Source organism: Maricaulis maris, assembly GCF_036322705.1.
Taxonomy (GTDB): Bacteria; Pseudomonadota; Alphaproteobacteria; order Caulobacterales; family Maricaulaceae; genus Maricaulis; species Maricaulis maris_B.
Genome location: NZ_AP027270.1, coordinates 3,064,935 through 3,082,794 on the forward strand (window position 1 = coordinate 3,064,935; position 17,860 = coordinate 3,082,794).

16 protein-coding genes are annotated in these 17,860 nt (G+C 64.3%); 10 read left to right on the plus strand and 6 right to left on the minus strand.

The annotated features are described in order from the left end of the window. Positions 1-102: 102 nt before the first annotated feature. Positions 103-732 carry a nucleotide exchange factor GrpE gene (gene grpE, locus AAA969_RS14670; protein WP_338247042.1) on the minus strand — a complete coding sequence of 210 codons (630 nt, stop codon included), beginning with the start codon at positions 730-732 and terminating at the stop codon, positions 103-105. A gap of 7 nt (positions 733-739) precedes the next feature. Continuing rightward, positions 740-1,831 carry a heat-inducible transcriptional repressor HrcA gene (hrcA, locus tag AAA969_RS14675; RefSeq protein ID WP_425325063.1) on the minus strand — a complete coding sequence of 364 codons (1,092 nt, stop codon included), beginning with the start codon at positions 1,829-1,831 and terminating at the stop codon, positions 740-742. 133 nt (positions 1,832-1,964) lie between these two features. Here hrcA and rph point away from each other — a divergent pair, with 133 nt between their 5' ends. Further along, on the plus strand, positions 1,965-2,681 hold the full coding sequence (gene rph, locus AAA969_RS14680; protein ID WP_338247046.1) for a ribonuclease PH: 717 nt from the start codon (positions 1,965-1,967) through the stop codon (positions 2,679-2,681). A 172-nt stretch (positions 2,682-2,853) separates the two neighbouring features. On the opposite strand, the gene AAA969_RS14685 is transcribed toward rph, so the two are convergent. Next, positions 2,854-3,078, minus strand: a complete 225-nt coding sequence (locus AAA969_RS14685) for a helix-turn-helix domain-containing protein (protein ID WP_338247048.1) — start codon at positions 3,076-3,078, stop codon at positions 2,854-2,856. 13 nt (positions 3,079-3,091) lie between these two features. Continuing rightward, complete coding sequence (locus AAA969_RS14690; RefSeq protein WP_338247050.1) at positions 3,092-3,646, minus strand: DUF2975 domain-containing protein; 555 nt, start codon at positions 3,644-3,646, stop codon at positions 3,092-3,094. A 381-nt stretch (positions 3,647-4,027) separates the two neighbouring features. On the opposite strand from AAA969_RS14690, the gene rdgB reads away from it, so the two are divergent. Then, the gene (gene rdgB, locus AAA969_RS14695) at positions 4,028-4,621 is read left to right on the plus strand and encodes an RdgB/HAM1 family non-canonical purine NTP pyrophosphatase (RefSeq protein ID WP_338247052.1); all 594 of its coding nucleotides are present in this window, start codon (positions 4,028-4,030) and stop codon (positions 4,619-4,621) included. Then, complete coding sequence (gene hemW, locus AAA969_RS14700; RefSeq protein WP_338247055.1) at positions 4,618-5,787, plus strand: radical SAM family heme chaperone HemW; 1,170 nt, start codon at positions 4,618-4,620, stop codon at positions 5,785-5,787. Before rdgB ends, hemW begins: the two co-directional genes overlap by 4 nt. Before the next feature lie 4 nt (positions 5,788-5,791). Here the strand turns inward: hemW and AAA969_RS14705 are convergent, their stop codons facing one another. Continuing rightward, on the minus strand, positions 5,792-7,141 hold the full coding sequence (locus AAA969_RS14705) for a penicillin-binding protein activator (protein WP_338247057.1): 1,350 nt from the start codon (positions 7,139-7,141) through the stop codon (positions 5,792-5,794). On the opposite strand from AAA969_RS14705, the gene rsmI reads away from it, so the two are divergent. The 7 genes from rsmI (at position 7,140) to AAA969_RS14740 (ending at position 15,561) form a co-directional block, all read left to right on the plus strand. Then, entirely contained in the window at positions 7,140-8,042 is a 903-nt protein-coding gene (gene rsmI, locus AAA969_RS14710) for a 16S rRNA (cytidine(1402)-2'-O)-methyltransferase (protein ID WP_338247059.1), read from the plus strand. The genes AAA969_RS14705 and rsmI overlap by 2 nt on opposite strands. Further along, positions 8,039-8,422, plus strand: coding sequence for a YraN family protein (locus AAA969_RS14715; protein WP_338247061.1), 384 nt, complete (start codon positions 8,039-8,041; stop codon positions 8,420-8,422). Before rsmI ends, AAA969_RS14715 begins: the two co-directional genes overlap by 4 nt. Before the next feature lie 106 nt (positions 8,423-8,528). After that, positions 8,529-9,221 (plus strand): BON domain-containing protein, encoded by a 693-nt coding sequence (locus tag AAA969_RS14720; protein ID WP_338247062.1) that lies wholly within the window; start codon positions 8,529-8,531, stop codon positions 9,219-9,221. Further along, positions 9,221-10,168 (plus strand): glutathione synthase, encoded by a 948-nt coding sequence (gshB, locus tag AAA969_RS14725; RefSeq protein WP_425325064.1) that lies wholly within the window; start codon positions 9,221-9,223, stop codon positions 10,166-10,168. Before AAA969_RS14720 ends, gshB begins: the two co-directional genes overlap by 1 nt. 206 nt (positions 10,169-10,374) lie before the next feature. Continuing rightward, on the plus strand, positions 10,375-11,910 hold the full coding sequence (locus tag AAA969_RS14730; protein ID WP_338247066.1) for a YifB family Mg chelatase-like AAA ATPase: 1,536 nt from the start codon (positions 10,375-10,377) through the stop codon (positions 11,908-11,910). A 262-nt stretch (positions 11,911-12,172) separates the two neighbouring features. Continuing rightward, entirely contained in the window at positions 12,173-14,197 is a 2,025-nt protein-coding gene (locus AAA969_RS14735; RefSeq protein WP_338247068.1) for an ATP-binding protein, read from the plus strand. 32 nt (positions 14,198-14,229) lie between these two features. After that, a complete protein-coding gene (locus AAA969_RS14740) occupies positions 14,230-15,561 on the plus strand; it encodes an AmpG family muropeptide MFS transporter (RefSeq protein WP_338247070.1) in 1,332 nt (443 codons plus the stop codon). A gap of 3 nt (positions 15,562-15,564) precedes the next feature. Here AAA969_RS14740 and AAA969_RS14745 read toward each other — a convergent pair whose 3' ends face one another. After that, positions 15,565-17,850: an NADP-dependent malic enzyme gene (locus tag AAA969_RS14745; protein ID WP_338247072.1), complete on the minus strand. Its 2,286-nt coding sequence runs from the start codon at positions 17,848-17,850 to the stop codon at positions 15,565-15,567. Between the last annotated feature and the right edge of the window lie 10 nt (positions 17,851-17,860).

The window sequence follows — 17,860 nt, forward strand, 5'->3', positions numbered from 1 at the left end:
CGCTCTCCTGCACGTACAGAGGTCATCATGGCCCGGCTTGGACCTTGATGCGAGCCTTCACTGGGGCCCTTGCCGCACGTGTGATGAGCTGTGAGGGCCGTGTCAGGCCTTCACGTCGACGGAGCCACCGCTATCCGCGCTGCCTGCGGCCGGTCCGGAAGAGACGGCGACCATGGCCGCTCGCAGGGTACGATCGGCGATCACGAAGCCGGTCTGCATGACCGCGGCGATCTTGCCGGCCGCCTGATCCGACGGGATTTGGGCGACGGCCTGGTGTTTGTGAGGGTCGAAGGTATCGCCCGGTTGCGGGTCGACCTTGCGCACGCCGTGGCGTTCCATTTTCGACACCATGGCCTTCTCGGTCATGGCAACACCGTCGATCAGGTTCCTGACCCCATCCGGCACGTCCGCAAGGGCCGCCTCATCAAAGGCGCCGACAGCCCGGGACAGGTTGTCGGACACGTCGAGCATGTCCTTGGCAAAGCTGGACACGGCATAGCTACGGGCGTCCGCGACGTCGCGTTCGGCGCGGCGGCGGGTATTCTCGGCTTCGGCGAGCGCGCGCAGCAGCTTGTCGCGCATGGAATCCAGTTCCGCCGTCAGCTTGAGAACCGGATCGAGTTCGGTCTCGGCTTCCGGGGTCGCTTCGCTCTGCGCCTCGTCCTCTGGCTGGACGGTGTCGTCCTGCGGGGCTTCGGTTTCGTCGTGCGGCTTGTTCTCTGTGTCGCTCATTTTGTCTTCACTCTCGCGATCGCGCGCCATCCAGGATCTGTCCGACCACACGGGCGGTGTAGTCGACCAGTGGAATAACACGGGCATAGTTCAAACGGGTGGGGCCAATTACACCCAGAGCCCCGATGATTTCCTGGTCGGCATTCATATAGGGAGCCACAATCACACTGGAACCCGACAGACTGAAAAGCGGGTTCTCGGCGCCGATGAACAGGCGTACGCCCTGACCGTCGCGCGCCTTGTCGAGCAGGGTGATCAGCTCCTCCTTGCGCTCGATATCCTCGAACAGCCGGCGGATGCGCTCCAGGTCGCCGGCAGCATCGAGGCTTTCCAGAAGCCGCGACTGGCCGCGCACGATCAGTGAGCGCTCCTGCCCCTGGCCGCCGCTCCAGTCCGCCAGTCCTTGCTTGACCAGGCTCTCGGCTGCACCGTCCAGCGCCGAGCGACGTTCCGCGATCTCCAGCTCGATCGCCTTGCGGGCGTCGCTGAGTGTGCGGCCCTTCAGGCGTGTGGAAAGGTAGTTGCCGGCCTCGATGAGCGCCGCCGGCGGGATGCCGTCCGGCGTGCGCATGAGGCGGTTTTCGACACTGCCATCCTCGAACACGAGGACTGCCAGCATCTCGACCACGGAGAGCGGTACAAATTCGACATGGCGCAGCGGGGCTTCCCGTTTCTGCGTCACCACCAGACCGGCGCCACCGGACAGGCCGCCGAGCAGGGAGGTCGCTTCGGTCAGGAGGTCCTGGGTCGAGCGGCCTGACATGGAGACCTGCCCCTCGATCGCCTGGCGTTCATCGGCTGACAGTTCGCCAATCTGCAGCAGGCCATCCACGAACAGGCGCAGACCGGCATGGGTCGGCATGCGACCGGCGCTGGCGTGCGGGGCGCTGAGAAGGCCGAGATCGGCGAGGTCCGCCATGGTGTTGCGGATCGAGGCCGGGGACAGGTAGAGGTTGCCGCTCTGTGACAGGGTCCGCGAGCCGACCGGGTCGCCGGACCGCAGATAGGCCTCGACGATCTCGCGAAAGATCGTGCGCATCCGGTCGTCGAGGGCGGCGAGGGCTGATTGCGGCGGGGTCGGTGACATGAGTGTTGAGATAATAGGCCCGGCGGTCCGGTTCAATCCGCTTTGCCAATCGCCGACCGCAATCCGGCTGAAGCCTGCGCGCTTGAAGCGATCCGGCAACGCCGCTAGGAGCGGTGGCGAAGCAATACGAAGCCCGGAGACGAATATGAGACCGAATGGACGCGCCCGCGATGCGATGCGGGAAATCAGCCTGGAAGCCGGTACCTCGGTCTATGCGGAGGGCTCTTGCCTGGCCCGGTTCGGCGGAACCCATGTGCTGTGCACCGCGAGCATCGAGGAGAACGTGCCGCCGTGGCTGCGCGGCGGCGGCAAGGGCTGGGTGACGGCGGAGTACGGCATGTTGCCGCGCGCCACACACACCCGCTCGCGCCGTGAGGCGACAGCCGGCAAGCAGTCGGGTCGGACCCAGGAGATCCAGCGCCTGATTGGTCGCTCCCTGCGCGCCGTTGTCGATCTCAAGGCCCTCGGCGAGCGCCAGATCACGATCGACTGTGATGTCCTGCAAGCCGATGGCGGCACCCGTACGGCGGCGATCACCGGCGCTTGGGTCGCCCTCAAGCAGGCTACCGGCTATCTGATCGAGGAAGGCCTTCTGAAGCGGGATCCGGTCCACGGCCAACTGGCCGCGATCTCGTGCGGTGTCATCGACGGCGAAACCCGTCTCGATCTTGAATACGAGGAAGACCGACGCGCTGAGGCCGATGCCAATTTCGTTCTGACGGACACGGGCGGCATTGTGGAAATCCAGGCGACCGCCGAGGACAAGCCGATCCCGGAAACCGATTTTGACCTGCTGTTCGCACTGGCCAAGGCTGGTGTCGTGGACCTTTGCAAGGCGCAACTGGCAGCGCTGCAGCGTTAAAGCTTGCACTGTTGCGCCAAGCCGGGTGAATTAAAGAACAGACGGCGGGGGCGCGCTGGGGGGCTGGAAACGGCCCGCACGGCCTCTTTGGGAAGGGGCAACCGTGCAGGCCCACCCCCACCGTCTGTCCCGTCGGCACAAGGGCCGGCGGTCTTGCGGACGACGCGCTGACCTATTCGGTCGCGTCTTCGTCCTCATCATCGAAACTCAACAGGTCGCCAGGCTGGCAACCCAGTTCGCGGCACAGCGCTTCCAGGGTCGAGAAGCGGACGGCCTTGGCCTTGCCGGTCTTGAGAATGGACAGGTTGGCCATGGTGATGCCGACGCGGTCGCACAGTTCGGTCAGCGACATCCGGCGCTCGAGCAGCATGCGATCAAGAGTGACGCGAATTGGCATGGTGAGCGTCTCCCTAAATCGTCAGTTTTTGTTCTTGGCGCATCCGCGCGCCTTCGCGGAAGACTTCCGCCAGAACCAAAAGCGCCGCTACGGCGAACCAGGCTCCTAAATCAATATTGCCCGCTGTGCTCAATTCAAGCCCGCCAACCACCGGATTATCCATGTCCAGCAGTGTCAGGATCATCGCAACGGCGCCTTGTGTGACATGGCGCAGGATCTGGTAGGCGGCAATTGCGATCGCGATCACCCGCAAATGACCGGCATTCTCCGGTACGAACGGGTCGCCCGCGATCAGCGTGGCGAAGATCCGGCGCAGTCGATCAATGACTACCAGGCCGGCGATGATTTCGGCCACGAGAATGGGGTAAACCCAGCCCAGATTGCGGATTGCGCCCAGCAAGTCGGTGACGAAGCCCGGCGAATAGCCCAGCCAGTCCATCACCAGCGTCGCGCCTGTTGCGAGCAGGACCAGAGCAGCGAAGCCGAGAAGAGCCCAGGCGAGATACCAGACGATGTCCAGCACCACCTTCAAAACGGATGCCAGTGATCCGCTTCCCAGAGTCTTCATACCCGCCCCTTCCCTGTTAGGCGTCGCACGTGAGGCTCACAGACCCTTGCCGGGCCTGTCGAGCCTCACGCGACTTTTTCCATCATGCCGCAACCGGGGCAATGGCGTAAAACGCGCCGGCGGCGACGGAGACCAGAAGCACCAGGTTGATGACGATCGAGCCGATCATCTGGATGCCTGCATTGTTGGACCTGACCATTTCACTGTTTCCTTTGTCTTGTATCTGACCAATTACCGTTGTCATTCATGTTGTTCGGACGACGTTTCCCGTCCTTGTTGTTTATCGATAAACAGAAAGATCGGCAGGCGCAAGCGAAAAATATCGTTTTTCGATATAAATTTTTCGAAAGGCGATATGAAATGCGACTGATGGAGGCTGAAATGGGTCATGAAACCTGGGTTCTCGCCAGCCATAATGCAGGCAAGATCAAGGAGATGGAGCAAATTCTCGCACCATTCGGGGTGGCCCTGAAAAGCGCCCGCGACCTCGATCTGCCTGAACCCGATGAAACCGAAACGACATTCCGCGGTAATGCCGCGCTGAAGGCGAGGGCGGCCTGCGAGGCGACCGGCCTGCCCTGCCTCGCTGATGACTCCGGCCTGTCCGTGGATGCGCTGGGCGGAGCTCCGGGGATTTATTCCGCCCGCTGGGCTGGCGAGCCACGGGATTTCGGCCGGGCCATGCAACGGGTCCAGGATGAGCTCGCTGACAAGGGCGCATCTGATCGAACGGCGCGGTTCGTCTGTACGATCGCACTCGCCCGCCCCGGGCAAGAGATTGTCTTCTTTGAGGGAGAGGTCGCTGGCGACATCGTCTGGCCGCCGCGTGGGCCGGAAGGGTTTGGCTATGACCCGATCTTTCAGCCGCACGGTCATGTGCGGACTTTCGGTGAAATGACCGCCACCGAGAAGCGCGCGCTCAGCCATCGGGCTCGCGCGCTCGACACCATGATCGCGACCGAGTTCAAGCCGTGACCGTCGCGCCCCGCACATCACTCGGCGAGGCGTTGGGACTCTATCTGCACTGGCCGTATTGCAGTCGCATCTGTCCCTATTGCGATTTCAACGTCTATCGCGCCCGGGGCGATGACGACGCCCTGCTCGCGGCGATCCTGTCGGACATGACGGACTGGCGGGAAAAGAGCGGCGCGCGATCCCTGGCCAGCCTCCATTTCGGCGGCGGCACGCCGTCGCTCATGCGCCCGGACTGGATCGGTCGGGTGATCGAGACCGCAGACCGACTCTGGGGGTTGGCAGAGGACGCCGAGATCGGGCTGGAAGCCAATCCGGGTGATCAGGCGCGGTTTGCCGGGATCGCAGCGGCCGGCGTTCAACGCCTCTCTCTCGGCGTGCAGAGCTTCGATGATGCTGTGCTGGCAACGCTGGGGCGTGATCATGACGGTGATCAGTCCCTCGCGGCGATCGATACCGCGCTGGCGGCTTTCCCTCGTGTCTCGGTGGACATGATCTACGCCCAGTCCGGTCAGGACGTCGCGGCCTGGTCGGCAGAGCTGAAGCGGGCCCTGGCCTCCGGCGCCGGCCATGTCTCGGCCTACCAGCTGACCATTGAGCCGGGCACGGCTTTTGGAAAGCGGACCGAGCGAGGTGAGACCCTCGCTGTTGATGGCGACAGTGCTGCGGACCTTTATGAGGCGACCCAGGACTTGTGCGATGCTGCCGGTTTTCCGGCCTATGAAGTCTCCAATCACGCCCGCACACCTGCAGACCGGTCGGTCCACAACCGGATCTATTGGGAAGGCGGTGACTGGATCGGGGTTGGCCCGGGCGCGCATGGACGGTTGGGCCGTGCCACCGCTGGCGGACGTGTCGCCACTACGGCCTGCCGTCGACCCGGCGCCTATATTGATGCGGTATCGGCTACAGGGTCGGGCCTGTCGGCAGAGGACACCGAAACGCTGTCGCCGCTCGACGACATGATCGAGCGCGCCTTTCTTGGCCTTCGCGTCATCGACGGGCTCGACCTTCGCCATCTCGAGTCGGCCACGGGCCTGCAGCCCGACAAGGCTGCGGTGGAGCGCATGATTGACGACGGTTTTCTTGTCCGTGCGGGAACGCGGATTGCCTTGACCAGCGCCGGTCGGCTCCTCGCCGACCGGGTGACCCGGGAAATCCTGCCCTGATCGCCTAGAAGGCGTCCACGGGCTCGAATGTCAGCGGTGCCGGCTCGATTTCGCGCAGGCCGCGTGAGCGCATTTCGTAGATCGCCAGGCCACGCTCGATGAGCCCGCTCTCGCGGAAGCGGAACAGGCCATCAGCGCCCATGAAGCCCTGGTCTTCCTCGATTGCCTCACGGCTGAAGCCACGTTCGCCGCCATCCAGATGGGCGGCCAGACTCATTGCGTCATAAGCCAGGCTGGCAATGCGGGACGGGTCATTGCCATAGCTCGCCCGATAGGCGGTTTCGAAGGCCGTCCGGGCATCAAGGTCGGGGCCGGCGAACCAGCCACCCAGAAGGGCGGGCTCGCGCAGCAGGTCGGGATCGTTCCACAGGCCGGTGCCGAGGAAGCGTACGACCAGCGGATCGACAGCCTGGGAAATCAGCAACGGTCCAAGTGCCCGCAGGCGTGTGCCGCCCTCAGGCAGGATGACCGCCTGGAATGGCGCTTCAGGATCCGGGACCCAGGTCTCGCGGCGCAGTTCGTCGGCCTCTTCGGGCGTCAGGGGCTCGAAAACACCCTCGGCGAGGCGCGCCGAGGCGCGGGCCATGGCTTCCACGTCGCCGGTGTAGAAGCTTTCGGCGGCGACCGAGCCGCCGGTGAGGGCGGCATTGTCCTGAAGGGCCGAGTACACAGCCATGCCGTAGCGGTTCTGCGGTCCCAGATAGGCAAAGCGCTCGACGCCCTGGCGGGTTGCATATTCGACGATCCGGGCCACTTCGATTTCGGGCGGGAAGCTCATCAGATAGACGCCATCGCCAGCCACCGTCGTATCGGTTGTGAAGGCAATGATCGGGATTCCGGCCTGGCGGGCGACCTGGCTGGCGGCCGTGACGGCAGGTCCGAAGAGCGGGCCGATGATGATGTCTGCACCATCCTCGACTGCGGCCTGAGCCGCGTCACGGGCGCCCTGCGGCGTGCCTTGCGTGTCCTTCGGGATCATCAGGAGGTTGCCGCTGCCGCGCTCGAACAGCGCCAGCTCGGCCGAGTGCAGAAGCCGCAAGGCTTCCGAGCGAGCACTTGAATTGTCGGCCGAGAAGGGCAGCAAAATGGCAACCCGCGCCAGCTCGCGATCTGCCATGTGGGGCGGAACCAGGCCTGTCGCGACCAGCTCTTCGACCGGCTCGGGTGTCTCGACCACCGGCGTTTCAATCACCGGCTCCGGCGGCGTGACAACGGGCAGGCTGGGCGGCGGCGCGGTTGTTCCACAGGCGGCCAGCGTCCCGACCAGCGAGATGACAGCGAGGCAGCGCAGCGCCCGGCTTTGTGCCAATGTGTCGATCGACGGAGCAATGCGTGAATAGAAGACTGAAAGCATGACGGAAACATCCCGGGAAATTCTAGCCGAAGCTATCCGCCACGGCCGCAAGGGGCAAGCACTCGGGCCGGGCCTTTATCTGGTTTCCACCCCTATCGGCAATCTGCGGGACATTACCTTGCGCGCGCTCGACGTTCTCGCCCAGGCCGATCGCGTCCTTGCGGAGGATACGAGGGTCACCCGCCGCCTTCTGGATGCTTACGGCCTGAAGGTCGAATTGACGGCCTATCATGATCACAATGGCGAGCGCGTCCGGCCCGGCATTCTGGCCGACCTCGCCGCAGGCGCCCGGGTTGCCCTGGTCTCCGATGCCGGGACCCCGCTGGTGTCGGACCCGGGTTACAAGCTGGCCCGCGATGCCATCGCCGCCGATATTCCTGTGATCGCCATACCTGGCGCCTCGGCTGTGCTGGCAGCCCTCGCCATCGCCGGCCTGCCAACCGACTGCTTCACCTTTGCCGGCTTTCCGCCGCAGAAAACCGGCCCGCGAGAGGCCTGGCTCGAGCCCTTCCGCCATATTCCGGGGAGTCTCGTTTTCTATGAAGGCGTCTCTCGCCTGCCGGCGATGATGGCCAGCCTGCACAAGATACTCGGGGACCGTTCTGCCGCGGTTTGCCGCGAGCTGACCAAGATGCACGAGGAGGCTCGCCGCGGCTCCCTGGCGGAACTGGCTGCGCACTATGCCGAGGCCGGCCCGCCGCGGGGCGAGGTGGTGATTGTGGTCGGGCCGCCCGCCGCTGACGACTGGGATGTCGGACGGATCGATGCAGCCCTGCGGGCAGCGCTCGAGGACATGCGGGTCAAGGAAGCCGCCAGCCACGTCGCCGAGGCGTCCGGCTGGCCACGCCGCGATGTCTACGCTCGCGCGCTTTCCCTGAAAGGCGGAGACAAGGCGCCGTGACCCGGGCGCGGCGGCAGGCCGAGGCCCGCGGTCGCTGGGCCGAGTGGCTGGCCATCGCCTGGCTAACCCTGAAGGGTTATCGCGTGCTCGACCATCGGGCCCGAACGGCCGCCGGAGAGATTGACCTGGTCGCGCGGCGCGGGGAGTACCTGGTTTTCATCGAGGTCAAGGCGAGGTCGACCATCGAGGGGGCGCTCGACTCCATCGGTCCGCGTCAACGTGGCCGGATTACCCGGGCTGCGTCGATCTGGCGGGCCTCGCGACCCGCCCTGCACGACCTGCACTTGCGCTATGACCTGGTTCTGGTGGTCCCGGGGCGCTGGCCGCAGCACCGTCGTGCCGCGTGGATCCCCGGCGACCGTGCGCGCGACCTGCTCTGATTGCCGGATGATCGTTCCGGCTTGGCCGATGGGCCGCGACTTGTCATGGTAGCACCGCTGCAAATGCCTAAGCTGGGGCCCGGGCGATTCGACAGGAGTATCGAGCATGGCCGACCGTCTTTCCTCTCTCTCAACGGCATTGCTGGTCAGCTGCGCCGCACTGATACCCGCGGCCTGCAATACGGTCGGCTCGGTGCAGGAGGAACGCTCCATCGGTCGTCAGCTTGACGACACCAATGCCTCCGTCTCGATCAAGTCGGCGATGCTGCGCTCCGAAGGCTTTGCGATGAATGGTGTCGACGTCGAGGTCACCGAAGGGATCGCCTTGCTGACGGGCCGGGTTCCGCGGGAGGATGATCGGCTGATGGCGGAATGCCTCGCCTGGTCGTCCGTCGCCGTCCGCAATGTTGCCAACGAAATCGAGATCGGAGGCGATCCCGGATTTCGCGACCGGACCCGCGACGCCGAAATCACGGCCCGGGTAAATGGTCGCCTGATTTCTGACCGCGCCGTGCGATCCATCAATTTCAACGTCGAAACGCACAATGGACGCGTCTATCTGCTCGGCGTCGCGCGCAATCGCGGTGAACTCGAACGCGCCAGCGCGCATGCCAGCCTGGTCGAGGGCGTCTGGGATGTCGTCTCCTATGTGCGTATCTCCGGCGTTCCGACCAATCTCCCGGCTCGCGGTGAGCGACGGGCAGAAGCGTGTGCGGGCGAGGCCAATCCCGGGGTTGATTCCGGCAGCGGGTCCCCTAACTCCGGTCCGCAATTGCTGGGTGGACCGGAGACACGATGATGACATGGCGCGTTGCGGTCCAGATGGACCCGATCGAGACGGTGAATGTTGATGCCGACACAACCTTCGCCCTGATGGAAGAGGCGCAGGCGCGCGGCGCCGAGTTGTTTGTCTATCATCCGGACCAGCTGGCCTGGCAGGAAGGCCGCATTCTTGCGCGCGCGAGACCGGTCAGGGTTCGGCATGTCCAGGGCGAACACGCCGAGCTCGGCGAGGAGCGCGTGCTCGACCTGGCGACCGACATCGACGTTGTCCTGATGCGTCAGGACCCACCGTTCGACATGGCCTATCAGACTGCGGCCCATCTGCTGGAAATGCTGAAGGGCAAAACACTCGTGCTTAACGATCCCTTCTGGGTCCGCTCAAGCCCGGAAAAAATCCTGCCGCTGCTCTACCCGGATATCATTCCGCCCACGCTGATCACGCGTGACCTGGTGGCGCTGACCGGATTCCGGGACCGTCACGAGGACATCATCATCAAGCCGCTCTACGGCAATGGCGGCGCCGGCGTGTTTCGTCTCAAGCCCGGTGACGGCAATTTTTCGGCCCTGCTGGAAACCTTCTTCGCCCAGTCCCGGGAGCCGGTCATTGCCCAGGCTTTCCTGCCGGCGGTCACGGCCGGCGACAAGCGGATCCTCATCATTGATGGCGAGCCGGTCGGTGCGATCAACCGGGTTCCGCAAACCGGCCAGACGCGGTCCAACATGCATGTGGGCGGTGTGGCCGAGCCGTCCGATCTGACCGATAGCGATATTCGCATTTGTGACGCGATCCGGCCCGTGCTGGTCGAGCGCGATCTGGTGCTGGTCGGGATTGATGTGATCGGCGACCGTCTGACCGAAATCAATGTCACCTCACCGACCGGCGTCCAGGAGTTAAAGCGGTTCTCGGGCGTCGATGCCTGTGCGGCATTCTGGGATGCCGTGGCCCGCCGCATCGGCGAATAAAAAGACACGCTTGACGTGCACCCCTTTCTTGTACATGGTTTGTTCCTGTTTTGATCTGGATGTGAACGAGCCTGTGGAAAACCCAATGATGCCGGAAGGTTACCGGTGTCTTAAGGATTGGGGTGAGGGTTGGTCACATCTGGCGGCCGGGCGCGATACAGGCGAAAGTCTGTGAATTAATTTCCCGGTATGTCGGGAGAATGATTGTGGCAGCGAGAACAGCTTCGGTCGCCTTCCATGGAGCAGAAGCTCGCCTCGTGGATGTACAGGTTCAGGTTGCAGGGGGGTCGCAGCCGATTTTTTCCATTGTCGGGTTGGCCGACAAGGCTGTCGCCGAAAGCCGCGAGCGGGTCCGGGCCGCCTTCTCGGCTCTGGGGCTGTCCCTGCCGTCAAAGCGCCTGATTGTGAACCTCGCCCCCGCCGACCAACCCAAGGAAGGGGCCCATTTCGATCTGCCCATCGCAATTGGGGTTCTGGCCGAGCTGGATATCTTGCCGAAGGACGTGGCCGAGGACTATCTGGCCTTCGGGGAATTGGGCGCGGATGCCCGCATCCGGGCCGCACCGGGTGCCCTGCCGGCCGCTGTGGCAGCCCATGCCGCAGGTCGCGCGCTGATCTGTCCGGAAGCCAGTGGGCCTGAAGCGGCATGGGCCGGGGGTGATCTCGCCATCCTGGCGCCGGCCACGTTGATCCAGTTGATCAATCATTTCAAAGGGAGTCAGGTGCTGGACCGCCCTGCGCCCGGCGAGCTGGTCGAGGCCGGACCCGATACCGACCTGCGCCAGGTCAAGGGGCAGGAAAGTGCCAAGCGGGCGCTGGAAATCGCGGCCGCCGGACATCACAACCTGCTTATGGTGGGTCCGCCAGGTTCCGGCAAGTCGATGCTGGCCGAGCGTTTGCCCGGCCTGCTGCCGCCGCTGACGGCGCCGGAACTCCTCGATGTCTCGATGATTCACTCGGTCGCCGGGCTGCTCGAACGCGGTCGCCTGACCCGCAACCGGCCCTTTCGTGCGCCTCATCACTCGGCCTCAATGGCGGCCATGGTCGGCGGCGGTAGTCGGGCCCGACCGGGCGAGGCGTCTCTGGCCCATCACGGCGTTCTTTTTCTGGACGAACTGCCTGAATTCCATCCGCAGGTGCTCGACAGTCTGCGTCAACCGCTGGAAACCGGCTCGATAACCGTCGCGCGGGCCAATGCCCACATCGCTTACCCGGCTCGGTTCCAGCTGGTGGCCGCGATGAATCCCTGTCGCTGTGGTGGCGGGAATGGCGAAGGCGCGACATGCCGCCGTGGCGCGCGCTGCGCGACGGATTATCAGGCCCGGATATCGGGGCCGATGCTGGATCGGATCGATCTGCAAATCCAGGTACCACCGGTCACGCCGGCCGACCTCGCCTTGCCGGCGCCGGTCGAGGGCACAGCGGAGGCGGCCGGGCGCGTGGCCAAGGCCCGGGATGCCCAGATCGAGCGCGGTAGTCTGAATGCCCATTTGCCGACGGATCATCTCGACCATGTGGCCGCGCCGGACCGCGCCGGGGAAGCCCTGCTCCAGGAGGCGGCGTTGCAGCAATCGCTGACGGCCCGGTCTTATCACCGCATCTTGCGTGTGGCCCGCACCATTGCCGACCTTGATGGACAGGACGCGGTCCGCCGCATCCATATCGCCGAAGCCTTGTCTTGTCGTCGGGGCCTTCGGGCCGCCACGCCGATCGATCCGGTGTCGCGAAAAGCAGTTCGCTGAAATCCGGCTTGCGCAGGCGCCGCTCAGACGAGGCCCTCCTCGCTGGATCGGCGCGGGGTCCGGCGTCCGGCTCGAGCGTTGTCCCGGACACCGCTCCAATGCAGACGCCGACTCCATCGCAAACGCAGGCGCTTAAGCCGACGCGGCCGGAGCCGCGGCCAGAGCCGCGGACCGAGCCGTGGGCAAAGAGGCGGGCGGCCCAACGACGCTTCATTAACCCAAATCTGTTAGTTCAAAACTGGATCGATCTGAAGGATGAGCCATGGCTGAAGAGCCGGGAGATCGCCGCACTGCGGGCAAGGTGCCGGACCTCGTGTTCGTGCGCGACGCACCGGTGTGCGCTTCCGATCACTCGCGCCCGGCTTCCAGCGCGCCTGTTGCGGGGGCGCAAAGCAAGGCTCCGGCTTCCGCAACGCGCCTGCCCGACGGGCCATCGCCTGACGAAGCGTCAGATGTCCCGCCCCCGCCCAACCCGTTCTCCTCCGGCCTCGACACCCTGCTCCTCACCGCGCTTGATGCCGCGGGAGAGTTGATCCTGGTTCGCGGTGCCGGCGGGCGGGTCATGTATGTCAACGCCGCTTTCCTGGTCGCCTTTGGCGGACACCGCGGCGACTGGGTCGGGCGCTGGTTTTCGGTCGCTCCGCCGGTCAGCGCGCAGGACTCGCGCCGTTATGAAATGCTGATGCGCACGCGGGCCGGCGCGATCTGGATCGAGTGGGACGAACGTCTCCTGCCGGACGGTGCCGGCGTCATATCCGTGGGTCGCGATGTCACCAGCCGCCGCGCCGCCCATGAAGACCTTGAAGCCTCGCAGCGCGCCAAGTCACTCTTCTTTGCTGCCGTCACCCATGAACTTCGAACACCCCTGGCGGGAGCCCTTGGGGTCTCCCGCTTGCTGGAAGCGACGCCGCTGAAACCCGACCAGGCCGATTATGTGCGGTCGATCGCAGCATCGGCAGACCATGCCCTCGCCATGGTGGATGACATTCTCGACCTCTCGCGTCTCGAGGCCGGGCGGCTCGAGCTGAGACCGGAGCGCGTCGACATCGCAGATCTGGTCCGCGAAACAGTCGAACTTGCCGCCCCGCGCGCCCAGGAGAAGGGGCTGGAAATCGGTGTCGTTCATGCCCTCGGCGCACCGCAGCAGATCAGCGGCGATGCCGCGCGCCTGAAGCAGATTCTCTACAACCTCATCGGCAATGCCGTAAAATTCACGGCGAACGGGGGGGTCCGGATCGATATCGCCAACGCGCCGGACAGTGAAGGTCGCGACCGGCTGGCCCTGTCTGTCAGTGATACCGGACCCGGTATCTCCGAGGCCGACCAGGAAAGCCTGTTTGAGCATTTCGAGCGCGGCGCAGCGGAACGTGAGGGCGCCGAAAGCGGCGCCGGCCTGGGTCTGGCCATGGTCCGGCGGCTCGCCGAGGCGATGAATAGCGCGATGGGAGTGGAAAGCCGCCTTGGACACGGGGCCCGGTTCTGGCTGATCTTCGATTTGCCGGTGCTTGTCCTGCGTCAGGATACGCCGCTGGCAGACCGAGAAGTCGCGCTTGCCTCCGATAATCCTGTTCTTCGGGAAAGCCTGCGCGATCAGCTCGAGGCTTTGGGTGCCAGCGTTACAGTCCTTGAGGGCCCCCGCGATTTGTCGGCCTCGACGGGCGCCGAGCTTCTGTGTGATGCCGATTGGGCCCTCACCGCGCCGGCAGCGCGGATCTGGCAAATGGTGACCCCGGCAGAAAAAGCACAGCGCTCGGACCTTGTCGCCAGTGTTACGGAGAACTGGTTTGTCAAACCGGTTCGCGCGGCCACCCTTGTCTCGCAGCTGACCCGATCCCAAGGCCCGGATCGCGGTGTATTGAACCGGGAACCGAGGCCCGCGGTCGCCCGTTTTCAGCCTGACCTGTCCGGACTTCATCTCCTGGTCGCCGAGGACGACCCGGTCAATGCGCTGATTGCCCGCAAATCGCTTGAGGGCCTCGGGGTTCGGGTTACACCGGTGGAACGCGGTGATGCCGCATTGGAAGCGCTTTCCTCGCAGCATTTTGACGCAGCCCTGCTTGATCAGCGCATGCCGGGACTGGATGGGCCGGACGTGGCACGGGCGGCCCGGGAGGCCGGGTGTGGCCTGCCGTTGATCGCCCTGACGGCCAATGATTCCGAGGCCGACCGAAAACTGTGCCTTGGTGCCGGCATGGATGAATTCCTGACCAAGCCCCTCGACGCCGACCGCCTTGCCGACATCCTCACCCGCTTGTGCCGCCCCGGAAACCGCGCCAGCATGGGCTGACGGTTTTCAAGCACAATCGGGGACTTGCGATCATGGCGGAATTGGCAGCACCGGCCCGCAAGACATGGGGTCAGACCCTCGCCGCCTACAAGCGCCCGATCATGATCGCCATGCTGGTGCTTGGATTTGCATCCGGCCTTCCCCTGATGATGGTCTTTTCCAAGCTCAGTTTCTGGCTGCGCGATGCCGGAATTGAGCGATCGACGATCGGCTTTTTCTACTGGGTGACGATCTCCTACACGCTGAAGCCGCTATGGTCGCCTGTCGTGGATCGCGTTCCGGTGCCCTTCTTGACAGCGGCGCTGGGCAAGCGGCGGTCGTGGATGATCGTGGCGATTATCGGGACCATGCTCGGCTTGGCATTGATTGCCTTCACCGACCCCGCGAATGGCCTGCTTGTCACGGCGCTGGGGGCATTCATCCTGTCCTATTCCGGCGCGACCCTCGACATTTCGATCGATGCTTGGCGGATCGAGTCAGCGCCCCGCGATGATCAGGCAAACATGGCCGCAGCCTATGTGCTCGGGTATCGGGGCGCCATCATGTTCTCCGGCTTCGGCCTCGCGATCTCGGAGTGGACCAATTGGACGGTGTCCTTCCTGGTGATGGCCGCGACCATGGGCGCCTGTGCGGTTCTCATCCTGTTCATGAAAGAACCCCACCACGCTTATCGCGAGCCAGACACCCAGAGCTTCGGCAAGCGGGTCGCTGACTCGATCGTCGAGCCGTTCAAACAATTCTGGGACCGCTTGGGGCACTGGATTGTGCCGGTCTTCCTGCTGGTGGCTTTCTATCGCCTGTCGGACTTCACCATGGGCGTGATGGCCAGCCCGCTCTATTCCGACATTGGCTTCAGCCGGGCCGTTGTTGGCGGTATCCAGAGCGGTCCCGGCGTGATCGCGACGATTTCCGGTGGCTTCCTCGGTGGCTTGATCGCCTACCGTTTCGGCGTCTTGCGCGCGATGGTGGTTGGCGCGGTCATCACCTTTGCGACGAATGCCGCATTTGCCTATCTGGCGGCGATCGGAAATTCGGAGAGTATTGGCCTGTTAGCCGTCGTCATCAGCGCCGACAATGTCGCCGCGGGCTTTGTCGGTACCGCGTTCATTGCTTATCTCTCTTCGCTGACGGATCCGCTGAACGCGGCGACGCAGTACGCGCTTCTGTCTTCGATCTACGCCTTGATCTGCAAGTTCATCGCGGGTTTCTCAGGCGTCATGGCAGATGCCATGGGCTATGTCGGCTTTTTCCTGGTCACGGCGAGCTATGCCCTGCCTATGGCCGGTCTGATTATCTACATCATGACGAAGGGCACGGATGCCGCTCGTGGTATTCGAGACCTCGAAAAGCAAGCGGACACCTAGCGCCTACTCCGCCAGTCCGCTATCCACATCATGCTTGTCCGGATCATAGGCGGCCAGCGCGGCCAGCGTGGTGATCTCCGAGACGGAGGCACCGAGCCGTGCGATCTGGACCGGCTTTTCGACACCCACCAGCATGGGTCCGATCACGGTCGCGCCGCCGGCAACGCGCAACAGCTTTGTGGCGATCGAGGCGGAGTGGATGGCCGGCATGACCAGCACGTTGGCAGGCCCTTTCAGGCGCGAGAACGGGTAGAGGAAGCGGTGTGACGGGTCGAGTGCCACATCGACATTCATCTCGCCCTCGTACTCGAAGTCGACGCCCCGCTCATCGAGGATCTCGACTGCCCGCCGCAGCTTGTCGGAGCGGTCACCGGACGGATTGCCAAAGGTCGAATAGGACAGGAAGGCGACGCGCGGCGTGAAGCCGAAACCCTTTGCGGTGGCTGCAGTTTCAATGGCGATGTCCGCGAGCGCGTACTCATCCGGGAATTCCGCGATATTGGTGTCGGCGATGAAGAGGGTCCGGTTCTTCGCGAGCGCGATCGACATGCCCATCACTCGCTGACCCTCGGCCGGATCAAGCACTTGCGAAACATCCGCCAGCGCAGCGCCATAGGAGCGTGTGGTGCCGGTGACCATGCCATCGGCATCGCCAAGCTTGACCATGCAGGCGGAGAAGACGTTGCGGTCATTATTGACCATGCGCTGGACGTCGCGCTTCAGATAGCCCTTGCGCTGCAGGCGATTGTACAGGAAATCCGAATAGTCGGCATTGCGATCGGACAGCCGCGCATTGACGATTTCAATGGAGTCCTCCGGCACCCCGACGAGGCGCATGTTGGCGCGCGTGATCTCTTCGCGGCCGACCAGGATGGCCTTCCCCAGTTCCTGGTTCTGGAAAGCATATGCCGCGCGGATCACCGAGGGCTCCTCGCCCTCCGCGAACACGATACGCCGGCCATGCCCCATCACCGCGCCCTGGATCCGCTGCAGCAGCGCGGCGGTCGGATCAAGGCGGCGGGCCAGGGAGGCCCGATAGGCCGCCATGTCCGGGATTGGCTTGCGCGCGACGCCGGTATCCATCGCCGCCTGGGCGACATAGGGCGGCACATAGGCAATCAGGCGGGGGTCGAAGGGCGACGGGATGATGTAGTCGCGGCCGAATTTCGGTCGCGCGCCGTGATAGGCGGCCGCGACTTCGTCCGGCACATCTTCCTTGGCCAGGGCGGCCAGGGCCTGGGCCGCAGCAATCTTCATCTCTTCATTGATGGTCCGCGCGCGAACATCGAGGGCGCCGCGGAAAATATAGGGGAAGCCGAGGACGTTGTTGACCTGGTTGGGGTAATCCGACCGACCGGTGGCGATGATCGCGTCCTCGCGAACGGCGCGTGCGTCCTCCGGGGAAATTTCCGGGTCGGGATTCGCCATCGCAAAGATGATCGGGTCCTTGGCCATCGACTTGACCATGTCCTGGGTCAGGGCGCCGGCCACTGACAGGCCGAGGAAACAGTCGGCGCCGTCGACAGCTTCGGCGAGCGAGCGCTTGTCGGTCTGGACGGCGTGGGCCGCTTTCCACTGATTGAGGTTGTCCCGACCGGTATGGATGATGCCCTTGCTGTCGCACAGGATCGCATTGTCGGGATGGACGCCCATCGCCTTCAGCAACTCGAGAACCGCGATGCCGGCGGCTCCGGCGCCGTTGACGACGACGGTCAGGTCCTGGATGCGCCGATTGGTGAGCTCGCAGGCATTGATGATACCGGCGGCGGAGATGATGGCGGTGCCGTGCTGGTCGTCATGGAAGACCGGGACGTCGAGCAGTTCGCGCAGACGCTGTTCAACAATGAAGCTTTCCGGGGCCTTGATATCCTCCAGATTGATACCGCCGAACGTGTTGCCGATGCGTTTGACGCATTCGATGAATTGTTCGGCGTCTTCCTCTTCAACCTCGATATCGATGGCGTCGATATCGGCGAAGCGCTTGAACAGGACGGCCTTGCCCTCCATCACCGGCTTCGAGGCCATCGCGCCGAGATTACCGAGGCCGAGAATGGCGGTGCCGTTCGAGATCACGGCGACCATGTTCCCCTTGGACGTATAGTCATAGACCTTGTCCGGGTCGGCAGCGATCGCCTTGACCGGTGCGGCCACGCCCGGGCTGTAGGCGAGGGACAGGTCGCGCTGGGTCGCCATCGGTTTGGTCGGAGACAGCGCCAGCTTGCCGGGAACAGGATCCTTGTGGAAGGCGAGGGCCTCGTCGTCGTCGACGCGACTGGTTCTGTCGTTCATCACCGATGTC